The 17,430-nt window shown below is 71.6% G+C and carries 15 protein-coding genes and 2 tRNA genes; 8 read left to right on the top strand and 9 right to left on the bottom strand.

What is annotated here, in order from left to right; genetic code table 11:
• The first annotated feature begins 121 nt into the window (after nt 1–121).
• Complete coding sequence (locus LO763_RS29335) at nt 122–664, top strand: sugar O-acetyltransferase (protein ID WP_304608760.1); 543 nt, start codon at nt 122–124, stop codon at nt 662–664.
• A 313-nt stretch (nt 665–977) separates the two neighbouring features.
• On the opposite strand, the gene LO763_RS01960 is transcribed toward LO763_RS29335, so the two are convergent.
• Together LO763_RS01960 and LO763_RS01955 are read right to left on the bottom strand one after the other, a co-directional pair.
• On the bottom strand, nt 978–2,564 hold the full coding sequence (locus tag LO763_RS01960; RefSeq protein ID WP_439650250.1) for an MFS transporter: 1,587 nt from the start codon (nt 2,562–2,564) through the stop codon (nt 978–980).
• Nucleotides 2,565–2,593: 29 nt separating this feature from the next.
• Nucleotides 2,594–3,238 (bottom strand): SAM-dependent methyltransferase, encoded by a 645-nt coding sequence (locus LO763_RS01955; protein WP_230600164.1) that lies wholly within the window; start codon nt 3,236–3,238, stop codon nt 2,594–2,596.
• 111 nt (nt 3,239–3,349) lie between these two features.
• On the opposite strand from LO763_RS01955, the gene LO763_RS01950 reads away from it, so the two are divergent.
• Nucleotides 3,350–3,946 carry a helix-turn-helix domain-containing protein gene (locus LO763_RS01950; protein WP_230600163.1) on the top strand — a complete coding sequence of 199 codons (597 nt, stop codon included), beginning with the start codon at nt 3,350–3,352 and terminating at the stop codon, nt 3,944–3,946.
• A 331-nt stretch (nt 3,947–4,277) separates the two neighbouring features.
• Here the strand turns inward: LO763_RS01950 and LO763_RS01945 are convergent.
• Nucleotides 4,278–4,368, bottom strand: a tRNA-Ser gene (locus LO763_RS01945).
• A gap of 66 nt (nt 4,369–4,434) precedes the next feature.
• The gene (locus LO763_RS01940) at nt 4,435–5,214 is read right to left on the bottom strand and encodes a CPBP family intramembrane glutamic endopeptidase (protein WP_230600162.1); all 780 of its coding nucleotides are present in this window, start codon (nt 5,212–5,214) and stop codon (nt 4,435–4,437) included.
• A gap of 269 nt (nt 5,215–5,483) precedes the next feature.
• On the opposite strand from LO763_RS01940, the gene LO763_RS01935 reads away from it, so the two are divergent.
• The 3 genes from LO763_RS01935 to mshD all read left to right on the top strand — a co-directional run bounded on the left by LO763_RS01935 (nt 5,484) and on the right by mshD (nt 7,515).
• Nucleotides 5,484–6,296: a hypothetical protein gene (locus tag LO763_RS01935; protein ID WP_230600161.1), complete on the top strand. Its 813-nt coding sequence runs from the start codon at nt 5,484–5,486 to the stop codon at nt 6,294–6,296.
• 47 nt (nt 6,297–6,343) lie between these two features.
• Nucleotides 6,344–6,435, top strand: a tRNA-Ser gene (locus LO763_RS01930).
• Between the two features lie 144 nt (nt 6,436–6,579).
• Entirely contained in the window at nt 6,580–7,515 is a 936-nt protein-coding gene (gene mshD, locus LO763_RS01925) for a mycothiol synthase (RefSeq protein WP_255671501.1), read from the top strand.
• 29 nt (nt 7,516–7,544) lie between these two features.
• Here the strand turns inward: mshD and LO763_RS01920 are convergent, their stop codons facing one another.
• From LO763_RS01920 to LO763_RS01900, 5 genes are all read right to left on the bottom strand, one after another.
• Complete coding sequence (locus LO763_RS01920; RefSeq protein ID WP_230600159.1) at nt 7,545–8,315, bottom strand: NUDIX hydrolase; 771 nt, start codon at nt 8,313–8,315, stop codon at nt 7,545–7,547.
• A 105-nt stretch (nt 8,316–8,420) separates the two neighbouring features.
• The gene (locus LO763_RS01915; RefSeq protein ID WP_230600158.1) at nt 8,421–9,446 is read right to left on the bottom strand and encodes an inorganic phosphate transporter; all 1,026 of its coding nucleotides are present in this window, start codon (nt 9,444–9,446) and stop codon (nt 8,421–8,423) included.
• 2 nt (nt 9,447–9,448) lie between these two features.
• Nucleotides 9,449–10,078 (bottom strand): DUF47 domain-containing protein, encoded by a 630-nt coding sequence (locus LO763_RS01910; RefSeq protein ID WP_230600157.1) that lies wholly within the window; start codon nt 10,076–10,078, stop codon nt 9,449–9,451.
• A 327-nt stretch (nt 10,079–10,405) separates the two neighbouring features.
• A complete protein-coding gene (locus tag LO763_RS01905) occupies nt 10,406–12,367 on the bottom strand; it encodes an ATP-dependent DNA helicase (RefSeq protein ID WP_230600156.1) in 1,962 nt (653 codons plus the stop codon).
• Nucleotides 12,364–13,740 carry an AI-2E family transporter gene (locus LO763_RS01900; RefSeq protein ID WP_230600155.1) on the bottom strand — a complete coding sequence of 459 codons (1,377 nt, stop codon included), beginning with the start codon at nt 13,738–13,740 and terminating at the stop codon, nt 12,364–12,366. Before LO763_RS01900 ends, LO763_RS01905 begins: the two co-directional genes overlap by 4 nt.
• Before the next feature lie 561 nt (nt 13,741–14,301).
• Here LO763_RS01900 and LO763_RS01895 point away from each other — a divergent pair.
• The 3 genes from LO763_RS01895 to LO763_RS01885 are packed head-to-tail and all read left to right on the top strand — an operon-like array spanning nt 14,302 to nt 17,266.
• Complete coding sequence (locus tag LO763_RS01895) at nt 14,302–14,640, top strand: GroES family chaperonin (RefSeq protein WP_230600154.1); 339 nt, start codon at nt 14,302–14,304, stop codon at nt 14,638–14,640.
• Nucleotides 14,640–15,572, top strand: coding sequence for a prephenate dehydrogenase (locus LO763_RS01890; protein WP_230600153.1), 933 nt, complete (start codon nt 14,640–14,642; stop codon nt 15,570–15,572). The genes LO763_RS01895 and LO763_RS01890 overlap by 1 nt, the downstream gene beginning before the upstream one ends.
• Complete coding sequence (locus LO763_RS01885) at nt 15,569–17,266, top strand: DUF885 domain-containing protein (protein WP_230600152.1); 1,698 nt, start codon at nt 15,569–15,571, stop codon at nt 17,264–17,266. The genes LO763_RS01890 and LO763_RS01885 overlap by 4 nt, the downstream gene beginning before the upstream one ends.
• Nucleotides 17,267–17,430: the final 164 nt, after the last annotated feature.

The raw sequence follows: 17,430 nt of genomic DNA, 5'->3' as shown, positions 1-17,430 counted from the left end.
GTCGACGATTCGTTCGGGCGGCGTGCGCGCGTATCGCTTTCTCGCTTGACTCGGCGGTCCCGACGGCGTCTAGTGAGTCTCGTCCAGCTCCCGATGCCGATGCACCCGAAAGGTTTGCAGCATGTCCAGCGACCGCCTCATGCGCATCCGCAGCCCCGAGTTCAAGGCCATGTCCGAACGGGTCCTGCGTGCCACCGAACTCACCTCCCGCCTGAACGTCCTGCCCTTCGACGACGAAGCGGGCAAGGCCGAACTGTTCGAACAGCTCCTCGGTCGACCGCTGCCGGAGCGGGTCACGATCTATCCGCCCTTCTACACCGACCACGGCCTGAACCTCGACCTGGCCGAGCGGGTGTTCATCAACCAGAACTGCACGTTCCTGGACTACGCGGGCATCCGGATCGGAGAGCGCACCATGATCGGCCCGAAGGCCACCTTCATCACCGTCGGCCACCCGGTCGACCCCGAAGAACGGCGGGGGTGGCTCAGCGGCGCGCCCATCACCGTCGAGGAGAACGTCTGGATCGGCGCCGGGGCCACAATCCTGCCCGGAGTGCGCATCGGCCGCGACGCCGTGATCGCCGCCGGCGCAGTCGTGGCCGATGACGTTCCACCGGCCAGCCTGGTGACCGGCCCCAAGGCGACCGTCCACCGCCAGTGGTGACAGGCTCGGCCGAAGTCCAGGCACGGCCGCGCGCCCGCCCCGGCCGATGAACCGGCCTCAGTCTAAAAGGGGCTGCAGCCTCTGTGCATCTTCGTCAGAGGACGGCACCGGATTCGAACGGAGGGCACCGGAGCACCGGCCGAAGGCCACGAGTTCGAATCCCCCTATTGAATCGGACATACAGGATATGAGGGATCATCGCATTGATGATCCCTCTTTCCTTGTCCTGCAACGGTGTGCGCGTTTATTTCGGTATTCGTATTGCGTGATCGATTCCACCGGCATCGAGACGGGACGGTGGCGACGCCCTGGGTCAGGCCCGTGGTTTCGGGCCCCTGGCGAGCACGTGGACCAACAGGACGGCCATGACGGCGACGCCTGCCCACATGGCGTGCCGCCATCCGGCGACGAAGGCCTCCTGGGCGGCCCGGAACAGTGCTTCGGCCTGGGGTCCCTCGGCGGTGAGGGCGGTGCCGATACCCGCGCGGGCAGCGTCGCCGGCGGGCCCGTCGAGGTCCCCGATACGGTCGTCGATCGCGTTTCGGTACCCGGCGGACAGGACCGCGCCGAGGAGTGCGATGCCGAGCGCGGTGCCGAACTCCCGTGTCACGTCGTTCAAAGCGGAGGCGACGCCCTGCCGCTCCGTGGGCAAGGCGAGCGTGATGGCTTCGGTGGACGGTGTCATCGAGAGTCCCATGCCGAGTCCCATCACCAGCATGCCCGGCAGTACCGACAAGTAGCCGCCGTCGACGGACACGAACACCGCCATCGTCGCCAGGCCCCCTGCGCAGAGCGCGACACCGGCGGCCATCGTCGAACGCGCGCCGGCACGGGCGGCCACGCGCGGCGCGAGTGCCGAGGCCGCCATCATCAGCACCATCATCGGCAAGAGCGCCAAGGTGGAACGAAGCCCGGACCAGCCGAGAACCGACTGGAAGAACGGAAACATGACCACGAAGATCCCCGCTTGCACCCCGAACACCGCCAAGAGCGTGACCGAACCGCTCGCGAGGCCGCGATCGCGGAACTGCCGCACCTCCAGCAGCGGCGCGCGGTGCCGACGCTCCCAGACGACGAACGCGATCGCGCCCGCGACGCCCACCGCGAGGCTCAGCAGCGTCGGCGTCGCGGTCCAACCGCTCGCCGGCCCTTCATGCAGCATGAGGATGAGCCCGACCACGGCGACCACTGACGCGAGCGAACCGACCACGTCGAACCGGTGCGGCGAGCGCTCCCTCGAGTTCGGCACGAACCGCAATGTCAAGGGGAAGGCGACCGCGACGAGCGCGACCGGGAGCGCGAACAGCCACCGCCAATCCGCCACGTCGACGAGCAGCGCCGAAAGGTACATGCCGAGGATGCCGCCGCCTCCGGCGACGGCCGTCCAGACACCGATCGCGCGAGAGCGCTCCTGCTGCGGGAACGTCGAAGTGATGACGGCGAGGGTGACCGGCATGATCATCGCCGCGCCGACGCCACTGGCGAGCCGGGCGGCGATCATCGCCTCCGAGGAGGTCGCGAGCCCGCCGGCCACGTTGGCCGCGCCGAAGACGAGCAGGCCCGCGAGCAGGACCGGGCGGCGCCCGAGACGGTCGCCGAGCGCGCCGAGCGGCAGGAGCAGGGCGGCCAGCGCGATCGTGTAGGTGTTGATGATCCACAGGACGGTGGACTGGGAGGCGCCGAACTGGACGGCGAGGTCCGGCTGGGCGACGTTCAACCCCGTGACCGAGGCGATCACGGCCATGAGCGCGATGCATACGGTGATGAGGACCGCGCGGCGGCGGCGCGGGTCGTCGATGGTGGATTCGGCTGGAGGGACTGCGGTGGAGAGGACCACGGGCGGATTCCTTTCAGGCTGCGGTCGAGTGGTGCGGTTCGGGCATGGGACGGACGCGGGCACCGGAGTTCGGGGGCTCGGGCGCCCGCGGGTCACTCGCGGACGGCGCGGACGACGACGTCGCGCAGCGGGTGGCTCCGGCCGTGGGAGTCGATGACGGCGCCTTGCCGTTCCTCGGCGGTGACGACCGTCCAGGCCTCGGTGTCGAGTCGGGCGGTGATGCCGGGCGCGGTCGCCGTGGCCTGGGCGGGGTGGTGTCCGTGGGCGCTGCCCCGATCGCGGTGGTGGCCGTCCGCGGCGGCGTGGCCGACGATGAGCAGCGTCCCTCCGGGCGCGACCCAGGCCGCGATGCGCGCGTAGAAGTCGAGTTGCGCCATGGCCGGGTGGGCGTAGTGGGTCGTGACCAGGTCGAACGGGCTGCTCGGTTCCCAGTCGACGAGGTCGGCGGCGATCCAGTCGACGCGGTCGGCGAGGCCGGCTCGAGCGGCTCGCTTCGCGGCCTGCTCGAGGGGTGCTGCGGTGATGTCGACGGCTGTCACCCGCCATCCGCGGGCAGCAAGCCAGATCGCCTCCGTCCCGGTGCCGCAGCCCGCGTCCAGGGCGCTGCCCGGCTCCGCGTCGGCGATCTCGGCCACGAGGTGCGGGTTCGGGTTCTCGGTCATCGGGCGTGCGTCGCCCCAATGCCGTTCCCAGTAGTCCCGGTCGAATTCGTGGTGCTCTGCGTTGTCGTGCGTCATCGCGGTGACCTGCCCTTTCATCGTGTTCGGTGGCATGGCCAAGGATGGACCCGCTTTGACGAACGAGCAAGTAATCTTGCCGATCGGCAAATTATCGAGGATCATGGACGAATGAACGACGGACTTGAACGCACGCTCGACGCGGTCGGGCCGCGTCTGAAGCGCCTCCGGCAGGCCCGCGAGGTCACGCTCACCGACCTCGCCGCCGAGACCGGCATTTCGGCGAGCACGCTCTCGCGACTCGAAGCCGGGCTGCGGCGACCCACGCTCGAGCAGCTGCTGCCGCTGGCCCGCGCGCACGGCGTCACGCTCGACGAGCTCGTCGACGCGCCGCCCACCGGGGATCCGCGGGTCAACCTGCGGCCCCTCGTCTGCAAAGACGGGTCGACCGTGCTGCCGCTGACACGCAGGCCCGGCGGCATCCAGGCGTACAAGTTCATCCTGCCGACCGGCTCCGACGACCGCGAGCCGGAAGTGCGCAGCCACGAAGGCTTCGACTGGGCGTACGTCCTCAACGGCACGCTGCGTCTGGTCCTGGGGGAGCACGACCTCCGCCTCAAGCCCGGCGAGGCTGCGGAATTCGACACGCGCACGCCGCACTGGTTCGGGGCGACGAGCGCCGGACCTGTCGAGTTCCTCAGCTTGATCGGCAAGCAGGGCGAGCGGGCCCATGTGCGGGTGGCCACGAAACGGCCGCAAACCGAATAGGCGACCGGGCGCGAAGACTCCCCGCCCATCAGCCGGCCCGATGCGGCTGCGGGCCGCATACGAGGCCCGGACCGACTGCCCCCAGAACGCCGAATCTTCCACCGCGCCCGACCGGCTCCCGCATGAGGGCAGCCCGAAGCCCGGACGACCTAAAGGCCGCCGCGTCACCATCGACCGAGCGCATCCCAAAGCGACAGACCCGGTCAAGGCCGGCCAGATACCGCGATCGCGGGTTTCTTCGCATATATCGGCGAAGTCGGGAAGACGACTGCGGGGACACCGTCCAATACGCCAGTGTCCCCGCAGGTGGACCGCGTCTGAGCGCGGTCAGTGGCGGAGGATATGGGATTTGAACCCATGATCGGGTATCACCCGAAACCCGCTTAGCAGGCGGGCGCACTAGGCCACTATGCGAATCCTCCAGGACGCGCCGAAGCACGTACCAAGCACAGAGCATACCGGTTCGGCCGCCGATGCCCCAAGCGGGTTCAGAGCCAGCTCACGTGGGGCGCGACCAGCAGGTACCCGACGAACGCGACGATGTCGAGGAGCAGGTGGGCGACCACGAGCGGGCCCGTGCGCCCCCAGCGCAGGAAGCAGAGCGCGAAGACCGCGCCCATGACGGCGTTGCCGATGAAGCCCCCGAAGCCCTGGTAGAGGTGGTAGGTGCCGCGCAGCAGCGAGTGGGCCGCGACGATCGCCACCGGCCCCCAGGCGAGCTGCCGCAGCCGGGTGATGAGGTAGCCCACGCCGATGACCTCTTCGACGATCGCGTTCTTGAGGGCGGCGAGGACGAGGACGGGGACGGCCCACCACACGTCGTTCAGGTTCGTGGCGCTGATCGTGGCGTTCAGGCCCAGTGCGCGGGCGGACAGGTAGAGCCCCAGGCCGGGGATGCCGATGCACGCGGCGAGGGCCGCGCCGCCGAGGAGGTCGAAGGCGGGCCGGCGGGCGTCGAGACCGATGGCGCGGAAGGGGTTCCCGCGGTCGAGGCCGAGCAGGTGCAGGGCGAGCGCCACGGGGGCCATGGCGAGCGTGAGGCTCACGAGCTGCTGCGCGAGGTCGTACCAGGGCCGCTCGGCCTCGGCCCGCGCCGAGTTCATCGACTGGACGCTGTCGGCCAGGCCGCCGGGCTCGGTGAGGGTGCCGACGATGTCGACGATCGACCAGACCGCCGAGGCCCCCAGGGAGAGCGCCAGGACGACGACCACTTCGCGCCGGATCACGCGGGGGGTGAGGAGCGGCGCGGCTTCGGGGCGGTTCGACATGCGCACCAGCGTGCCAGACCCGGCGGGGGCGGTCGCACCGCGTGTGCGACGCGCCGGTCGCCGCCGGCGGCATGATCATGCGTAGCGAGGTGCTGTGAAACTCATCCCACTCGGCGACGCTCACCTTCACGGCACCTCGCTTCCCTACACCCTGTGGCGGCGCGGCGTCTGTCGGTTTCTTGACAGTTGATCGCATGGGTCGGGTAAGGTTAGCCATCCCTTACCCGAGAGGCGGTATCCATGCGGCCCGTGAACGCGGAGGCCCTCACATGCTGAGCGCACCCGTCGCCGAGCGCCGCACCGTCCTGCCGAGGCCGATCGATGCGCTCCGCGACCTCGCGGACCGGGTCGAACGCCAGGTCAGCCCCCACCCGGTCGCGGGCCTCCAGGGCTGGCTGCACGGCTCCCCGCCGGCGGGCGCCGCCGCGTTCCCCGCCGCCGGACTGGCCGCGGGCGAGCGGGTCGAGGAGCTCATGCGGACCGCCGCCGCCCTGTGGGGCGGCTCCCCGCACGCCAACGCGGCGCTCACGTGGAAGACCTACTGCTACTGGGCCGTGGCCCCGGTCGTGCTCGGCTACCTCGCCGACCGCCGCGTCCCGGTCATGGACGCGGCGAACACCGTCTTCTCGGTGTCGCGGGACGCCCCGATGTTCTCGGTCCGCCAGGTCCGGCCGCGCTTCCTGGTCCTGCCGCACGACCCGTGCGCCGGCGGGCCGGGCGCCGAGGTCGCCGCGAACGAGGGCGACCTGCTGGACCGGATGCGGACGAGCGTGTTCGAGGACCACCTGGAACCGGTCCTGGACGCGTTCCTGGCGCGGGTGCGCGTCGGGCGGCGGACCCTCATGGGGTCGCTGGCCTCGGGGCTGGCGTACGCGGTCGCCTCGATGGCGCAGGTCGCGCCCGAGCCCGACGAGGTCGCGGCCAAGACCCTCCTGGACGCGTTCGACGTGGGCCACCTGGTCGACATCGCCACCGACGAGGCCGGGCGGCTGGTCTACCGGCGCCGCACCTGCTGCCTCGCGCTCACCATCGACGGCAGCCGCACCTGCTCGACCTGCTGCGTCCGCACCGAGCAGCGCTGACGCCCGCGCCGCCGTTTGGTAGATTGGCGCTTGCCTCAAGGGGCCCTGGAGGGGTCGCATAGTGGACTAGTGCAGCGGTCTTGAAAACCGCCGTGGGTGTCAAAGCCCACCGTGGGTTCGAATCCCACCCTCTCCGCCACCACGATCACACCGCGGTTTCCCTGCTCGGACCGGCGACGGCGCCGCTCACGGCCTGTCGCGCTTCAGGAAACATCCTTGACTGAGGCAAGAAAAAGGACTCAGCACCCCGGCACGGTGCTGAGTCCATCATTAGAGTAACCCCATGGCGCAACATGCTTCACTTCCGGGTCGGGATATTCACGAAATCGTTACGATGTCGCAGCGTTGCGAGGAGGCGGACGGCATCGCCCCCTTCAACGAGGAGACCACCCTCGCACTGTCCCGACCTGCGGAGGCAGGGCGTATGCACTTCGTTGTGCGGCAAGACGATACGGTCATCGCGTACGCGGGCGCAGCGGTGGTCGGGGACGGTGCGGAGGCCGAGTTGGCGGTCGATCCGGACCACCGCGGGCGCGGCGTGGGCACCGCGCTGCTCGCGGAGGTCGAGGCGTGGCTTGAGGCGCAGATCACGCGTCTGCGGGTCTGGGCGCACGGCGACCGGCCCGCTTCGAGCGCGTTCGCGGCATCGAGGGGCTTCGAGCGGGCCCGGGTCCTGTTCCAGTTCTCCCGGGGCCTCGAGGGCTTCGCGTGGCCCGCCGCCTGGCCCGAGGGCGCCGGCCGGGGCTGGCCGACCGGGGACGCGCCGGCGGCGCGGCTCGCCGAGGGGGTCCGCCTGCGGCCCTTCAGCACGGGGGCCGACGAGGAGGCGTGGCTGCGGGTGAACGCGGCGGCGTTCGCCGACCATCCCGAGCAGGGCCGCTGGACGGCGGCGGACCTGGCCGCGCGCGAGGCGGAGCCCTGGTTCGACCCCGGCGGCTTCATCGTCGCCGAGGACGAGCAGGGGATGCTCGGCTTCCACTGGACCAAAGTGGAGCACGGCGTGGGCGAGGTGTACGTGCTCGGCGTCGACCCGCGGGCCCAGGGCACCGGCCTCGGTCGGACGCTGACCCTGGCCGGGCTCGCGCACCTTGCGGCGCAGGGCGTCCGGCGGGTCGACCTGTACGCCGACGAGTCGAACGCCAAGGCCGTCAAGCTGTACCGCTCGCAGGGCTTCGCGGTGGTGCGCACCGACGTGCAGTGGGCCAAGCGGATCGGGTAAAGGCCTCGGGAAAGGACGTTTCGGGAACGTCATGCCGAGGCGAGGGCGTGGGCCGGGTAGCCCTCCTCGCCGGGCAGCACGATGCTGGCGGTGCCCTCGCGCAGGTTCACGCGCGGCAGGATCGGCGACATGTCGCGCTGCTCGGCCGAGGCGAAGACCTCGCCCACGGTGGAGTAGCGGGAGAGCTCGGCGAGCGTGGTCGCCTCGGGCATGGACATCTGGCCGCCGTACTGGCACACCGCCTGCTCGGGGCCGATCCAGGTGGCGTACTCGGGTTCGCGCACGCGGATGCGCGGCTGGAAGCCCTCGGCGAGCGTGGCGACGTAGATCCAGGAGTCGAACCGCACCGGCTCGTACTCGGGGGTGACCCACCGGGCCCAGGCCCGCTGGAGGGCGACCATCGCGCCGGTCTCCTCCTCGACGGCGCGGACGCCGGTCATGGCCACGTCGGGGTCGTCGGGCTTGTGGCGCCCGCCGGGGAAGCCGTACTGGACGCCGCGGGTCGCGCCGCGGCCGTTGACGACGCGGCCGCCGGAGCCGTCCATGTCGAGGTGGGTCCAGCGTTCGCGGACCCCGATCCCGGGCAGGTCCGCGCGGTCGAGGACGGGGAGGGCGAACGGCTCCTTCGCGGGGTGGCGCAGCAGGAAGACCCGCAGCGGGGCCTCGCGCAGGAGCACCACGACGGCGGCGCGCTCGGGCTCGGCGGGAGCGCCCTGCTCCTTGAGTCGGTCGAGGGCGCGAGCGGCGGACGCCGGCTCGACCGCCCGGAAGTCCCATTTCCCGAAGCGCTGGATGGACATGCCCCTCACGCTAGTCCACGAACCGGTGTTTCCGGGCGCTTCGGGCGAAACGGATGCGGCCCGGCCGGAGCCGGGCCGCGAAGCGCCGCGAGGGTCTCCCGGGGCTCAGCCCAGGAACTGGATCGGGAGGTAGAACAGGGCGCCCACCGCGGCCGCGATCGGGAACGTGATGATCCAGGCGATGACGATCGAGCGGGCCACGCCCCACCGGACCGCGCGCGGGCCGCCGGTCGAGCCGACGCCCATGATCGAGGAGGTGATGGTGTGGGTGGTGGAGATCGGCGCGCCGAGCAGCCAGGTGTTGGCGTACAGCACCGAGCTGGCGACGGTCTCGGCCGCGAAGCCCTGGGGCGGGCCGAGGTCGATGATCTTGCGGCCCATGGTCTTGATGATGCGCCAGCCTCCCGCGTAGGTGCCCGCGGCCATGACGGCGGCGGAGGCCCAGTAGACCCACTGCGGGATGTGCGTGGCGCTGTCCTGGAAGCCGCCGACGTACAGGGCGAGGACGATGACGCCGATGACCTTCGCGGCGTCCTGCATGCCGTGGGCGAGGGCCATGGCGGCGGCCGAGACGGTCTGGGCGTGCCGGAAGCCGCGGTTGAGCTTGTCGGGGCGGCCCTTGCGGAAGATCCAGTAGACGGCGATCATGACCAGGAAGCCGAGGGCGAAGCCGACGACCGGGGAGACGATCGTGGGCAGGACGATCTTGTCGACGATGCCGTCCCACAGCACCCAGTCGTTGGCGTTGCCGGCGATGAGGAGGCCGCCGGCCATGGTCGCGCCGACGATGCCGCCGAACAGGGAGTGGGAGGAGGAGGTCGGCAGGCCGAAGTACCAGGTGATGAAGTTCCAGGTGATGGCGCCGAGCAAGCCCGCCATCACGATCAGGAGGCCTTCGATGCCGGTGGGGAGGACCACGACGCCCTCGGCGACGGTGTGGGCGACCTTGGCGCCGAGGTGGGCGCCGATGAAGTTGCCGACCGCGGCCATGCCGAGCGCGACCCGCGGTTTGAGGGCCCGGGTCGAGATGGAGGTCGCGATGGCGTTCGCGGAGTCGTGGAAGCCGTTGGTGTACCCGAAGAGCAGGGCCGCGGCGATGCAGAGCAGTACTGCGATGAGGACGCTGTCCACGCTCAGGATTCCTTGACGTAGACCGACTCGACGACGTTGGAGACCGACTCGAAGGAGTCGCAGGCGGCCTCGAGCTCGTCGCCGACCTCTTTGAGCTTCATGACGGTGAGGGCCGGGTACTCGCCGGAGTACAGGCGCACCAGGAGCATCCGGTAGGCGCGGTCGCCGTCGTTCTCGAGGCGGTTGCACTCGACCCAGAAGTCCTGCATGGTCGCGTTGAGGCCCTTGAGCTTGGGCATGAACTCGACGAGCAGGTCGGCCTGGGAGGCGAGCACGGTGATCTGCTCGATCATCTCGCGGGGCAGGGCCGGGAGGTCGGAGAGGCCGTAGAGGTAGACGAGGTTGGCGGCGGCCTCGATGTGGTCGAGGATGTCGTCGAGCTTCCCGGCCAGGTGGTACATGTCGGTGCGGTCCATCGGGGTGACGAACGTGGAGTTGACCTTGTTGAACAGGCGGTGCGTCAGCTGGTCGTTGTCGTGCTCCACGTCGACGAGGCGCTCGGAGATCTTCTGGTAGTCGGGCGCGTCGTCGCCCAGCTCGGCCAGGATCACCACGCCGCGGCGGATGTTCTCCGCCGCCTCGGTGAAGAAGGCGTAGAACGCGTCGTCCTGAGGCTTCAGTGAGAACCGCACCGGGCACCCCTGCTTTCGGTCGCTTTGTCTGTCCTCACTGTACCGATAGGTCCAGAGGAGGGCTGGAATTCGTCTCCGCGAAGTTAACATCCAGGTGAACGCGAGACAAGCTTGCGAAGTGGCCTGTGTGAGACTCCACGAAACCGCTCTAAGCTGGGGTTATGCAAAGGTTTTACTTGAATTCATCTTCTGTTCACCTAAGGCTTCGGCGGGTGCGCCGACCGCCCGGACGGACGCCGTTCATTCGCGGCCCCTCGGGTTCCCAGGCGGCGGCGGATTATTCCAGTGGCGGAACGGCACTCACGAGCGTCGATACGCGGGCCGGCGCTACACGGCCGCCGCGGCCGGTTCGGCCGCGTCGTCCGCGAGGCGGCCGAGCGCGCCGGCCACCGAGTCGGACTTCGTCGTGTACCAGAACGGCGGCAGCGAATCGCGCATGAACTTCCCGTAGGAGCGGCTCGTCTCCAGCCGCGAGTCGAGGATCGCGACCACGCCCCGGTCGGTGGTGCGGCGGATGAGCCGCCCGGCGCCCTGCGCGAGCCGGATCGCCGCGGCCGGGACCGACACCTCCGTGAACCCCGAGCGCCCCGCCGCGTCGGCGGCCTCGGACCGGGCCGCGGTGAGCGGCTCGGTGGGCCTGGGGAACGGGATCCGGTCCATCACCACCAGGCGGCAGGTCATGCCCGGCACGTCCACGCCCTGCCACAGGCTCATGACCCCCAGCAGGCACGTCGACTCCTCCTCCTTGAACCGCTTCACGAGGCTCGCGAGGGTCTCCTCGCCCTGGAGGAGGATGTCGAAGTCGGTCTGGGCGCGCAGCAGCTCGGCGGCGGCCTCGGCGGCCCGCTTCGAGGAGAACAGCCCCAGCGTCGCGCCCCGGCTCGCCTCGACCAGGCGCAGCAGCTCCTTCCCGGTCTCCGCCGACAGGCCCGACGCGGTCGGGCGCGGCAGCGACGCGGCCACGTACAGGATGCCCTGCCTGCGGTAGTCGAACGGGGAGCCGACGTCGAGCGACGTCCAGCCGTGCCCGTCAGCGGGCAGGCCGAGGCTGCGGGCCACGATGTCGAACCGGCCGCCGAGCGTCAGCGTCGCCGACGCCGCGATCACGGTGCGCTCCTCGTAGAGCATCGCCGAGAGCAGCCCGCCGACCGACAGCGGCGCGGCCACCAGCTGCGGGCCGTTCGGCTCCGACCAGATCACGTCGTCCCCGGCCGGGCCGGCGCACCGCCCGGCCGTCTCGATCGCCTCGACCAGCCCGGCCTTGAGCTGCTGGGCGCTCAGCTGCTTCTTCGTCTCCGCGTCGAGCGCCCCCAGATGCACGGTGGCCTTCACGCACGCCCCGTTGACGAGGTTCAACGCCTCGACCAGCGGCGTGGGCAGCTCGTCGGCGAAGCGGCGCTCCCCCGCGGCGGCGAGCGCGCCCTCGAGCGCGTCGGCGGCCTCGCGGATCTGGTCGGCCGCGTCGGTGTCGATCAGGCGCCTGCCGCGCTGGGCGAGCCAGCGCAGCCGGGCCGGGTGGAGCTCGGCGCGCGCCGCGGAGGTGACCCGGTCGACCAGCTCGTGCGCCTCGTCGACGATGAGGACGGCGTGCTCGGGCAGGACGCTGCGCTCGTTCATCATGTCGATCGACAGGAGCGCGTGGTTGGTGACGACGATGTCGGCCTCGTGCGCGCGGCCGCGGGCCAGCTCGGCGAAGCAGTCGGCGCCCTGGGCGCAGTCCTTCGCGCCCACGCATTCCGAGGAGGTCGTCGAGGCCTGCTTCCAGGCGCGGTCGCTCACCCCCGGGTCGAGGTCGTCCCGGTCGCCGGTGTCGGTGTCGTTCGCCCAGTCGTACAGGCGCTGCACCTGCTTGGCGAAGCCCGCCCGCTGCCCGGCCCACTTGAGCTCCTCGGTGCCCTCGAGGGCGCCGTCGTCCTCGTCCTCGTCGCCCGCGACCTTGCGCTTGCACAGGTAGTTGTGGCGGCCCTTGAGGAGCGCAAACGAGGGCGTGCGGCCCAGGACGGGCGCGACGGCCTCGACCAGGCGCGGCAGGTCGACCGCGACGAGCTGGTGCTGGAGGGCGAGCGTCGCGGTCGAGACGACCACGGGCCTGCCCGCGGCGAGCGCCGCGCACAGGTAGGCGAGGGACTTGCCGGTGCCGGTGCCGGCCTGCACGAGCAGGTGCTCGCCGGCGTCGATGGCCTTGGCGACCGCCGCGCACATCTCGCGCTGCCCTTCGCGGGCCTGGCCGTGGGGGGTGGCCGCGACGGCGGCGTCGAGGATCGCGAGGGCCTGCGCTTCGGGGCTCATGCGCGCCCCGCCGCGGGCTCGTCGTCGACGGTGCCGTTCGCGTTCGTGGCCTCGGCGCTGGCGCGCACGGCCTCGGCCGTGGCCTCCTCGCCGTCCAGGCCGCGGGCCCGGGCCTCCCGCCGGGCCTCGCGGTAGCGGTTGAGGGCCCGGACGGTGCCGTTGACGATCGCCAGGAGCGGGACGGCGACGAGCGCGCCGACGATCCCCCACACGAAGCCGCCCGCGGTGACGGCGAGGACGATCGCGAGCGGATGGAGCTTGACGGCGCGGCTCATGAGGAACGGCTGGAGCAGGTTCGACTCGAGCTGCTGCACGGCCAGGACGATGCCGAGCACGATGAGCGCGGTGACCAGGCCGTTCGGGGTGCCGACGAGGGCGACGACGACCGCGACGATCCCCGAGACCGTGGCCCCGATGATGGGGATGAACGCGCCCAGGAAGATCAGCGTGGTCAGCGGCAGCCACAGCGGGACCTTCAGCAGCCACAGGCCCAGGCCGATGAAGATCGCGTCGACGGCGGCGACGACCACCATGGTGCGCATGTACTGCACGAGCGTCGACCAGCCCGCGCCGCCGGCGTAGCGCAGCGGCTCGGAGGCGGCGCGCGGGAGCATCCCGGTCAGGAACGTCCAGATCTTGCGGCCGTCGCGGATGAAGAAGTAGGTGGTGAACAGGACCAGGAACAGGCCGGTGGCGAAGTTCCCGAGCCCGGAGGCGGTGGAGCCGGCGACGTCGAGGCCGGTCTGGACGATCGTCTGCTGGTTCTCGTCGTACCAGTCGGTGATGTTGGTCTGGAGGCCCGCGAGGATGTCGGCGACCTGGGCGCCGTCGAGCCCGTACGGGCCCGCCTCGAGCCAGGACTGGGCGTCCCGCAGGCCGGTGAGGATCGAGTCGTAGAAGTCGGGGATGCCCGCGATGAACTGCTGGACGACGAAGGTGAGGATCGCGCCGACGGCGGCCAGGCCCGCCACGAGCATGAGGATCGAGGCGAGAGACTTGTTCCAGCCGTGGCGGATGAGCCAGGCGGCGGCGGGCTGGAGCATGGCGGCGAGGAGGAAGGAGATGGCGACCGGGATGATGACCGTGGTGACCTGGCTGAGCAGGTAGAGGACGACGGCGACGCTCGCGCCGATGACGAGCAGGCGCCAGGACCAGGCCGCGCCGACGGCCAGTCCGGTGGGGACGTAGCGCTGCTCGGAGCGCTCGCCGGGGCCGGCGTCGGGATCGGGCGGGAAGGCCTCCGCGTCGGCGAGGTCGGGCTCGTCGGGGTCGGGTTCGCCGCGGCCGGCCAGGGCCCGCTCGGCGACGGGGTTGAGCCGCATGCCGATCCAGAGCTGTCTTGCACGTGCAGTGGTGCGGCGGAATCGGTTCACGGTCTCTCCCAGGACGGTTCCTCCGGAAGGAGGCGGGTGCGGCGTCAACACGTACGGTACCGGTTCGGTGCGAACCGCCCCATGCAGCCAGCGCCACCGAGACCGGTCCCGCAGGCACTACCGGCCCGGAATGTCGGACCCGCGGCGCACCCTTGCATCGGGGGCCCGGAAGGCGACCCGCCCGGCCCCGGGGGGCGGCCTCCGGCCGCAGTTCGCGGCGCGAGGCGCGCCTCCCACCACCGGTCCTCGAACGGGTCCGCGCCGCGGACCGTCGGACCCCCGGGCCGCCCTGGTGCCGGGGGCCCGCGACCCGACACACCCGGCCCCGGGGGCCGCAGGCGCGCCGGAGTGTCGGACCCGCGCGGCATCGTTAACACCGGGGGCCGCCGCGATCGGACGCACCCGACCTCGGGGGGCGGGACCGCCCGGTGAGGCCCGCGAACCCGGCCGCACCGCTCGGCGGTGGTCGCGGCGAGGGCGGCCGGGCTCCTCCGCGCAGCGGCACGGACCACACCCCGACCCCGGGGCCCGGGCCCGCACCGGGCGGTAGGCTGGGGCGTTGTGACCGATACACCGTTGGACGCCACGACAGGCCTGCCCGTCCGGCTCCTGCACGACCGCCTCCTCGTCCGCGAGGACGCGGACTCCGAGCGCCGCTCCGCCGCCGGCATCGTCATCCCCGCCACCGCCTCCATGGGCCGCCGCCTCCACTGGGCCGAGGCCGTCGGCGTCGGCCCGCTCGTCCGCTCCGTCGAGGCCGGCGACCGCGTCCTGTTCGACCCCGAGGACAAGGCCGAGGTCGACATGCAGGGCGACACCTTCATCCTCCTGCGCGAGCGCGACATCCACGCCGTGGCCGCCAAACGCGTCGACAACGACGGCACCGGGCTCTACCTCTGATGCGGATCGCGGTCACCGGGCTCGGCCTCATCGGCGGCTCGGCCGCGCTGGCCCTCGCCGAGGCCGGGCACGACGTGACCGGCCACGACCCCGACCCGGCCGCCCGCGAGGCCGCCGCCGCGCACTTCCCCGTCACCGCCGACCCGGCCGCGCTCCACGCCGCCGACCTCGCCGTCGTGGCCGCGCCCTTCCGGCACCTGGACGCCGCCGCGCGCGGCCTGCGCGGGTACACCGGGCTGGTCACCGACGTCGTGTCCGTCAAGGCCGCCGCCGCCCGGGCGTTCGCCGACCACCCCCGCTTCGTGGGCGGGCACCCCATGACCGGCAAGGAGACCGCCGGGTTCGCCGCCGCCGAGCCCGGCCTGTTCCGAGGCCGCAAGTGGGTGCTGTGCCTCGAGGCGGACACCGGCCTCGACGACTGGGCGGCCCTCGCGCGGCTGTGGACGTCGATCGGCGCGCACGTCGTGCCCGCGACCGCCGCCGAGCACGACCGGGCCGCCGCCCGCATCTCCCACCTCGAGCACCTGGTCGCCGCCGCGCTCGTCCTCGTGGCCGACGACCCGCTCGCGCGGGCGCTCGCCGCCGGGTCGTTCCGCGACGGCACCCGCGTGGCCGCCAGCCCGACCGCGCTGCTCACCGGCATGGTCGAGGGCAACCGGGCCGAGCTCGCGTCCGCGCTCGGCGACCTCGCCGGCGCCCTCGGCGAGGCCGGGCCGCACCTCGCGGAGGACGCCGGCACCGACGCGATCGGCGAGTGGTTCGACCGGGCCCGGGCCCTGCGCGCGGCCTGGCCGCCCGAGCCCGGCGAGTCCCGGCGGGTGCCGCTGACGCGCGAGGCGCTGCTGGCCCTGGGCAGGGCCGGCGGATGGATCGAAAGGGTCGAAACTGAGGTCGCGATCGGACGGCTCCCTCGCGTAAAGTCCACTCCATGAGAAAAATCGATCAGATCGCCGACCAGTACGTCGAGGATGCGATCGCCCTCAGCCCCATGAACGCGACCGCGATGGGCGTCCCCGGACACGACCACGAGCTCGACGACCTCTCCCCCGCCGGGCTGGCCGCCTTCGCCGATCTGGAGCGGCGCACCATCGCCGCGCTGGAGGCCGCCGAGCCGGTCGACGAGCGCGAGCGGGTCGCCAAGGAGGCCATCCTGGAGCGCCTGCGCCTGAGCCTGGAGCGCCACGAGGCGGGCGACACCTACCTGGGCCTGAACGTGCTGGCCTCGGAGATCCACAGCGTGCGCCAGATCTTCGACCTCATGCCGAAGGAGGGCAAGGAGGCCGCCGAGAACATCGCCGCGCGCCTCGCCGCCGTCCCCGCCGCGGTCGAGCAGTACACCGAGACGCTGCGCGCCGAGGCCGCCGCGGGCCGGGTGGCCGCGAAGCGGCAGGTGCTCGAGGTCGCCCAGCACTGCGACAACTGGAACGGCGCCAAGGGCAAGGAGACCGACTTCTGGGCGGGCCTGGCGAACTCGGTGACGATCGACGGCGAGCCCATCCGGTCGGGGCCGCTGCGCATCGCCTTGAGCCAGGGCGCGGACTGGACGCGTGCGGCGCTCATCAAGTTCGCGCTGTTCCTGCGCGAGGAGCTGGCCCCGCAGGCGCCCGAGAAGGACGCGGTCGGGCGCGACCGCTACTCGCGGGCGTCCCGCTACTTCATCGGCGCGGAGATCGACCTCGAGGAGACCTACGCGTGGGGCTGGCAGGAGCTGGCCCGCATCGAGGCGGACATGCGGGCGACCGCCGAGCGGATCAAGCCGGGCGCGTCGGTCGCCGAGGCCGTGGCGTTCCTGGACCAGGACGCCGACGCGAACTTCTCCGACAAGGAGGCCTTCCGCGACTGGATGCAGGAGCTCGCCGACTCCACGATCGCCGACCTGGCCGACAAGCACTTCGACATCCCCGAGCAGATCCGCAGGATCGACTGCAAGATCGCGCCGACCGAGGACGGGGCGATCTACTACACGGGGCCGAGCGAGGACTTCTCCCGTCCGGGCGCGATGTGGTGGTCGGTGCCGGAGGGCCAGCAGCTGTTCGGCAAGTGGCGCGAGAAGTCCACGGTGTACCACGAGGGCGTGCCGGGCCACCACCTGCAGGTGGGGCAGACGATGGCGCGCGTGGAGCTGCTCAACCGGTTCCAGCGCCAGATGATGTGGTGCTCGGGCCACGGCGAGGGCTGGGCGCTGTACTCGGAGCGGCTCATGGACGAGCTGGGCTACTACGACGAGGACCCGGCCGGGCGCCTCGGGATGCTCGACGCGCAGGCCTTCCGGGCCGCCCGCGTGATCGTCGACATCGGCCTGCACTGCGAGTTCACCATCCCCGAGGACAACCCGTTCGGCTGGCGGCCGGGCGAGGAGTGGGACGGCGAGAAGATGTTCGAGTTCATGCGCGCCCACACGCACACGATCGAGGACGACATGCTCAGGTTCGAGGTCAACCGGTACCTCGGTTGGGCGGGCCAGGCGCCGTCGTACAAGGTCGGCGAGCGCCTGTGGATGCAGGCCCGCGAGGACTACAAGGCGCGCAAGGGCGCGGACTTCAGCCTCAAGCAGTTCCACACGGACGCGCTGAACCTCGGCTCGATGGGCCTCACCCCGTTCGCCGAGTCCCTCGCCCGCCTGTAAGCGAGCGTTCCTCGGGGTTGCGGCACTGTTCAGCGGTGTCGGACCCCTGAGGTACGGATTGTTGAACGGGGGCGCTGCGTACGGAACATATCCGATATTCCGGATTCGTCCCTCACGCAGCGCCCCTGTTCAACCACGATAGGCCGCGCCTGTGACACCGTGAC

The organism is Glycomyces amatae (assembly GCF_020991375.1).
In the GTDB taxonomy this organism is placed as follows: Bacteria; Actinomycetota; Actinomycetes; order Mycobacteriales; family Micromonosporaceae; genus Glycomyces; species Glycomyces amatae.
This window is presented reverse-complemented; position numbering and strand designations above follow the sequence as displayed.

What these genes read in the sequence shown, in the direction of transcription:
- LO763_RS01890 (WP_230600153.1), top strand. Translation starts at nt 14,640, where the DNA reads ATGCGGATCGCGGTCACCGGGCTCGGCCTCATCGGCGGCTCGGCCGCG.
- LO763_RS01920 (WP_230600159.1), bottom strand. Translation starts at nt 8,315, where the DNA reads ATGTCCATCCAGCGCTTCGGGAAATGGGACTTCCGGGCGGTCGAGCCG.
- LO763_RS01885 (WP_230600152.1), top strand. Translation starts at nt 15,569, where the DNA reads ATGAGAAAAATCGATCAGATCGCCGACCAGTACGTCGAGGATGCGATC.
- LO763_RS01955 (WP_230600164.1), bottom strand. Translation starts at nt 3,238, where the DNA reads ATGACGCACGACAACGCAGAGCACCACGAATTCGACCGGGACTACTGG.
- LO763_RS01905 (WP_230600156.1), bottom strand. Translation starts at nt 12,367, where the DNA reads ATGAGCCCCGAAGCGCAGGCCCTCGCGATCCTCGACGCCGCCGTCGCG.
- LO763_RS29335 (WP_304608760.1), top strand. Translation starts at nt 122, where the DNA reads ATGTCCAGCGACCGCCTCATGCGCATCCGCAGCCCCGAGTTCAAGGCC.
- LO763_RS01940 (WP_230600162.1), bottom strand. Translation starts at nt 5,214, where the DNA reads ATGTCGAACCGCCCCGAAGCCGCGCCGCTCCTCACCCCCCGCGTGATC.
- mshD (WP_255671501.1), top strand. Translation starts at nt 6,580, where the DNA reads ATGGCGCAACATGCTTCACTTCCGGGTCGGGATATTCACGAAATCGTT.
- LO763_RS01935 (WP_230600161.1), top strand. Translation starts at nt 5,484, where the DNA reads ATGCTGAGCGCACCCGTCGCCGAGCGCCGCACCGTCCTGCCGAGGCCG.
- LO763_RS01950 (WP_230600163.1), top strand. Translation starts at nt 3,350, where the DNA reads ATGAACGACGGACTTGAACGCACGCTCGACGCGGTCGGGCCGCGTCTG.